At 60.1% G+C, this 5,205-nt stretch carries 3 protein-coding genes, 4 pseudogenes and 1 other annotated feature; of the genes and pseudogenes, 4 read left to right on the forward strand and 3 right to left on the reverse strand.

The window, feature by feature from the left end:
* Positions 1-110, forward strand: a sequence feature (AL1L pseudoknot). This feature is flagged as partial in the annotation.
* Positions 1-644: pseudogene (locus tag AC0L3A_RS39875) on the forward strand (IS3 family transposase); the annotation flags it as partial. Its footprint overlaps the feature before it by 110 nt.
* A gap of 40 nt (positions 645-684) precedes the next feature.
* Here AC0L3A_RS39875 and AC0L3A_RS39880 read toward each other — a convergent pair.
* Positions 685-2,058 carry an IS30 family transposase gene (locus tag AC0L3A_RS39880; protein ID WP_473256486.1) on the reverse strand — a complete coding sequence of 458 codons (1,374 nt, stop codon included), beginning with the start codon at positions 2,056-2,058 and terminating at the stop codon, positions 685-687.
* Between the two features lie 46 nt (positions 2,059-2,104).
* On the opposite strand from AC0L3A_RS39880, the pseudogene AC0L3A_RS39885 reads away from it, so the two are divergent.
* Positions 2,105-2,399, forward strand: a pseudogene (locus AC0L3A_RS39885) (integrase core domain-containing protein); the annotation flags it as partial.
* Between the two features lie 644 nt (positions 2,400-3,043).
* Here AC0L3A_RS39885 and AC0L3A_RS39890 read toward each other — a convergent pair.
* Entirely contained in the window at positions 3,044-3,469 is a 426-nt protein-coding gene (locus AC0L3A_RS39890) for a hypothetical protein (RefSeq protein ID WP_473256487.1), read from the reverse strand.
* 787 nt (positions 3,470-4,256) lie between these two features.
* Here AC0L3A_RS39890 and AC0L3A_RS39895 point away from each other — a divergent pair.
* Positions 4,257-4,676 (forward strand): hypothetical protein, encoded by a 420-nt coding sequence (locus AC0L3A_RS39895; protein WP_473256488.1) that lies wholly within the window; start codon positions 4,257-4,259, stop codon positions 4,674-4,676.
* A gap of 16 nt (positions 4,677-4,692) precedes the next feature.
* Here AC0L3A_RS39895 and AC0L3A_RS39900 read toward each other — a convergent pair.
* Positions 4,693-4,841, reverse strand: a pseudogene (locus tag AC0L3A_RS39900) (IS66 family transposase); the annotation flags it as partial.
* 124 nt (positions 4,842-4,965) lie between these two features.
* Between AC0L3A_RS39900 and AC0L3A_RS39905 the strand changes: the two are divergent.
* Positions 4,966-5,205, forward strand: a pseudogene (locus tag AC0L3A_RS39905) (hypothetical protein); the annotation flags it as partial.

The following is a 5,205-nucleotide window of genomic DNA, read 5'->3' on the forward strand; positions in this document are numbered from 1 at the left end:
GCGATGGCGGAGCTCGACCGCCGGTCCAAGCCATGATCGCCTTCATCGACGATCATCGTGGGGCGCATGGGGTCGAGGGGGCGATCTGCAAGGTGCTGCCGATCGCCCCCTCGACCTACCACGCCCATGTGACCAAGCGGCGCGATCCCGCCAAGCTGTCGGCGCGCGCCAAGCAGGACGCCGCGCTGAAGATCGAGGTTCGGCGCGTCTTCGATCAAAACTTCTCCGTCTACGGCGTACGCAAGGTCTGGCGCCAGCTCAAGCGCGAAGGCTTCGATGTTGCCCGTTGCACGGTGTCGCGACTGATGCGTGACATGGGTTTGCAAGGGGTCATCCGCGGCAAATCCGTCAAGACTACGATCAGCGACAAGGCCGCGCCATGCCCGCTGGATCACGTCAACCGCCAGTTCAAGGCGCCAAGGCCGAACGTTCTCTGGCTCTCCGACTTCACCTATGTCGCGACCTGGACCGGCTTCGTCTACGTCGCCTTTGTCATCGACGCCTATGCCCGCAGGATCGTGGGCTGGCGGGCCTCGCGCACGGCACATGCGAGCTTCGTGCTCGATGCACTAGAGCAGGCACTGCATGATAGACGGCCGGTCCATCGCGGCGGGCTCGTGCACCACAGCGACAGGGGCAGCCAAGGCGGATTCAAACGATCGTCGCAACAGCGATCTTGTTCACTCATGATAGCCAATCGTCAAGCGCCTCCGCCGGCGTTTTCCATCCCAGCGTCTTTCTCGGTCGGGCGTTGAGGACGGCAGCAACGGCGGTGATGTCATGGACGCTATGGACGCTGAGGTCAGTGCCTTTCGGGAAGTACTGACGCAGCAGCCCGTTGGTGTTCTCGTTAGTTCCGCGCTGCCATGGACTTTGCGGATCGCAGAAGTAGACCTGAACGCCTGCATCGATCTTGAGACGATCGTGCTGGGCCATTTCGGCGCCTTGGTCCCAGGTCAGCGAACGCCGCAGTTCTTGTGGCAAGGTGATGATGGTGCGAGTAATCGCGTCCCGTACGGCTTCAGCGCCGTGTCCCGCGAGCGCAGGCCCGTTCTTGATGCGCGGAGCTTCGCCGTGCCCCATGAGGCGGGGAAGATGCAGCAGCATCGTGAACCGGGTTGTACGCTCGACCAGCGTACCAATCGCTGAGCTGCCAAGACCAAGGATGAGGTCTCCCTCCCAGTGTCCCGGCACTGCTCGATCGGTTGCTTCGGCGGGACGTTGACTGATCATGATCTCCGGCGAGACAAAGCCCTTGCCTCGCCTTTTTACGCGTGCTCTGGGCACTCTTAGCACGCGCCCCGTTCGCAAGCAGGCCGTCAGTTCGCGGCGTAGCGTTCCCCGGCCTTGAACGAAGAGAGCCTGATAGATGGCTTCGTGGCTGATGCGCATCGTGTTGTCGTCCGGGAAGTCGATCGGCAAGCGTCGGGCAATCTGCTCCGGGCTCCAGGCCTTGGCCCATCGCCGATCTCTTCGCGGGCCATGCCGGCGACCGTTCCACGGAACGACCGGACCGGGAACGGAAGCGCCGCTCGGTGCCACGACGACGCCGGCAAGTCTCTCCTCCACATAAGTGCGCAAGGTTTTGTTGAGCGCAAGTTTGGTCAGTTTGGGCCGACATGCCGATCGGTCTGCATGCCACTGGGCAGTCGTCGCACGATACTCCAACCCGCCGCTTCTGGTAGCTGCATTGCGTCGCAGTTCACGGGAGATTGTCGAGGCGGACCGAGCGAGGCGGCGCCCGATTTCTTGCATGGAGTGGCCCTGCACCTTGAGAAGTGCGATCTCCTCGCGCTCGGCAAACGACAGGTACCGCCCGGAGAGCGGCTTTGCCGAGGATCTGAACATTGCTGGTGGCATGCCGCCCGCCTTTCGGAACAATCTGTATCCGACAGGCTGCGATACTCCGGCTTCAAGCGCAGCTTCTTCACTGCTTAGCCCCGCGGCAATCCCCCGCCAAAATCTGCTCTGTTCATCACGCCCCGCAACTTGCGGCCGCCCCGGCGATGGCATTGGCGCTCGTCCAGATCGTGCCGATCTCCGTCCTCCAATACTCATCGCAACCTCCAATGTGCGAGTGTTGCGACGACCGTTTGAATCCGCCCAATACGTCTCGATCAAATACACCGAGCGCCTGGCCGAAGCTGGCATCGAACCTTCCGTCGGAAGCGTCGGAGATTCCTATGACAATGCTCTCGCCGAAACCATCAACGGCCTCTACAAGGCGGAGGTGATCCATCGGCGCGGACCATGGCGCAGCTTTGAGGCCGTCGAGTTCGCTGGAATGGGTGGACTGGTTCAACAACCGGCGGCTCCTCGAGCCCATCGGCAACATCCCGCCGGCCGAAGCCGAGCAACGCTACTACGCCATGCTGGAACGACCCGCCATGGCGGCATAACTTAAACCAAATGGCCTCCGGCAAACCCGGGGCGGTTCAGCTTACTTTCGGCGCTGGCGCCGCTTGGGATCTGGCCAGCTCTCGATCCGCTGCTCTCACCGAGGCAGCGTCACGCGGGCGGCTTGCCCAGGCTGATGCGATGGCAGCTCTTGAGAACGGACAGCGTTCGCGATATGAGGCGCATCAATGCCGAGAAGCTTGGCCGCTTGCACGCGGCTAACGGCAATTATCGCAGCGTTTTGAAGATCAAGCTTGCTGCCTGAGATTTTAAGGCTGCAAGACTCGACAAACAACTAACGTGTTGCGTTCGTGCTTTGCACGCGCATCGCTCTGAAAATCACGCTGCTTTCTGCGAATCATACGAGCCGGCGATCTGTCGACGACATCGGAGCCGTTTCGATCGTTATGCGGGCGATCGATCCACCGCGGAGATCAGGAGCGCGTGTCGCGCTGTTGGTGATCGGGTGTGGTTTATCGCAGCTGGCCTGGCCGGGGAGCGCTCGCAAGCGTCTATCAAGGCAACGATCCGCCCACGAAGGTGAAAAAGGGTACCAACTGAGGCGGCCTTATTTCAGCTTAGGGCGGAGGTTCTCATCCGGGCTGGGGTTTGGCGTCTGGTCGGTCCACGAGTTTACTCTCTGCTTTTATGCGCGCTTGGCCTCGTCGGCGGCGAAGCGGGCGGCGATGGCATCAACAACGGCAAGTCGTGCCTGTTCAACCGATGCGATCGCGTAATCGATGGCGAGGCCGGCGTCCGACTCCAAGTTCGCGGCGCGTGTCTCGGCTAGCTTTACGCTGAGACCATGCTTTGCTTCGACTACATGCGCCTTGAGGGCGTTGACGTCGGCAGTGATTTTCGCTTGCAGCGCTTTCATATCTCTGGTGGCCGAGTCTCCGGCAGACTTGATTTGATGGTTGACCTTTTCGACGGCGATCTTTGCAGCAGAAAGCGCCTCTGCCTTCCGCGCTTCGATCTTGTCGTGCGCTTCCGTTCTTGCGGCTGAGAATGCGTTTTCGGCGCCTTTTGCACGTACCGACAGGTCCGCGAGCTGATCTGAAAGTCGCGTCATTTGCTGCTCCTTGTGAAGACTCGCACGCAAGCACGCCGTCGTTTAAGCCGCGTTGATCTGGGTCAATTCGTCTTTGCCCAGCATGCGGTCAGAGGCGGGTTGTTCATAGATCGGTGGTCCAACCTACCTTCAAGTCGTGCTTCCGCGGACAAGTGTTCGTGAAAGGACGCTGGTGCTGCCTTCTTTGCCGAGGGCAGTTGTCGGCGAAGTCAACAAAGAGGGTCTCAATTTCCCGTGCCTTTCATAGTCGGCGACACCTTATACCATCAGCAGAAGGCAAGAATTGTGACCAATTAAGTACTAACCATTCGCGAGGGTCCGTTCCGGCTTTCGCCAGTCTTCATATCCTGTTCGGCCGGCAGACCAATCCAGATGTCCACATCCCCATCCTCCGACAGCCGGTTGCGGTCTGATTCACCAGATGGATCCACTCGGCGTCATCGAGCCCCGCAGGTTCGACCACCGGCCTACATCGTTTTCGGTCCTCCGCTGCCGTATGCAGTACGCCATGACGTAGGCGACATCCATCCGATGCGAGAGGCAGTTACGCAGTTGAGACTCTCATCCTTCGTCTCGCAAGTTGGTCGATTGTTGACGAGATCAGCATCCGCGTGCATGTTCTGGAGATCCGAGGCGGCATCTTCAGCCGTTGTCATCTCCAGCAAGGATCTTTGCACCGCGCACTCCGGCGAGAACCAGGGATGAAGGGCGTGAGTCGACAGAGGGTCACGAACTCCCCTAAGATATCAAGCGAGTAAGTTCGCGGAAGCTGGGAACGGGTGGGCCAGTGAACTTGCAGGTGACGGTTCTCAAGGTGCTGGTCAGCTATCCAGACGGCTTCGCCGCCATGGCGGACCTCAAGCGAGATATGGCGATTCTGGCCACGAGCGGACCGGACTGGGCCGAACGGACGAAGCGGTTGGCCGTCCGCGTGCCCGGCTTTAATATCTTCTCCCAAGGGCTCATTGAGCGGATGAACGGCGGATGGCGTGTCACTGATAAAGGACGCGCGGTTCTCGTGATCATGGAGGCGCGGCCCACACCCGCTCAAAAAGCAAGGGAGCTGCCTAAGATCCTCGCGGCCGAGGAGCCGGCGCCAGCCGCGACTCTGCTAGGGACGCCCTCGATAGCGCCGGTTCGACGCACGCGGGAACGAAGGCGACGCCACCGCGATGCTGCACAACCAAGGCAAGCGACCGCATCGTAACGAAGCTTGGTTCTCGAACAGCGCATTTCTGGTTGAGCGTGACCAGACGGATCGAACAGTCGACGATGTTGTTGTCGAGCTCGATGCGCCATCATCGACAAAGCGCGTGGCACCCTGCCAGCGAGATAACGTCCAGCGGATGGTGACGGCGAGCTTGGCATTTTGTCTCTAGCGCCAATATTGGTGTTGGGCTGCCAGTAATCCTTAGGGCGGAGACATTGGTAGCACGAATGCCAAAGCACCTACCTGGTTTGGCAGGCTGCTGACTATCGTGCCGTGGGTAGACTTCTTGAGCGACGATTTAGCGGAACAAGATCACCTTGCAATCTCAAACGGTGCTTTCGACTGCTTGCAGAAGGCATCCTTCGATGAATCGACATCCATCGAGCTCACGTCCTATCGGTCCTGCGTCCTCAAAATTTACAGCTCTGCGCTCGGAAGCGGCATTATGGAGGCTGAGCCGGGCATCACCTCGGCGCATGCGAGCATTCGGGCAAGAACCGTCTGGACGATTGTCCTCGGCTTTGCC

Source organism: Bradyrhizobium sp. MI1.3 (assembly GCF_055811695.1).

Bases quoted from the DNA above. Each gene is read 5' to 3' on its own strand.
- AC0L3A_RS39880 (WP_473256486.1), bottom strand. From the start codon at position 2,058: ATGAGTATTGGAGGACGGAGATCGGCACGATCTGGACGAGCGCCAATG.
- AC0L3A_RS39890 (WP_473256487.1), bottom strand. From the start codon at position 3,469: ATGACGCGACTTTCAGATCAGCTCGCGGACCTGTCGGTACGTGCAAAA.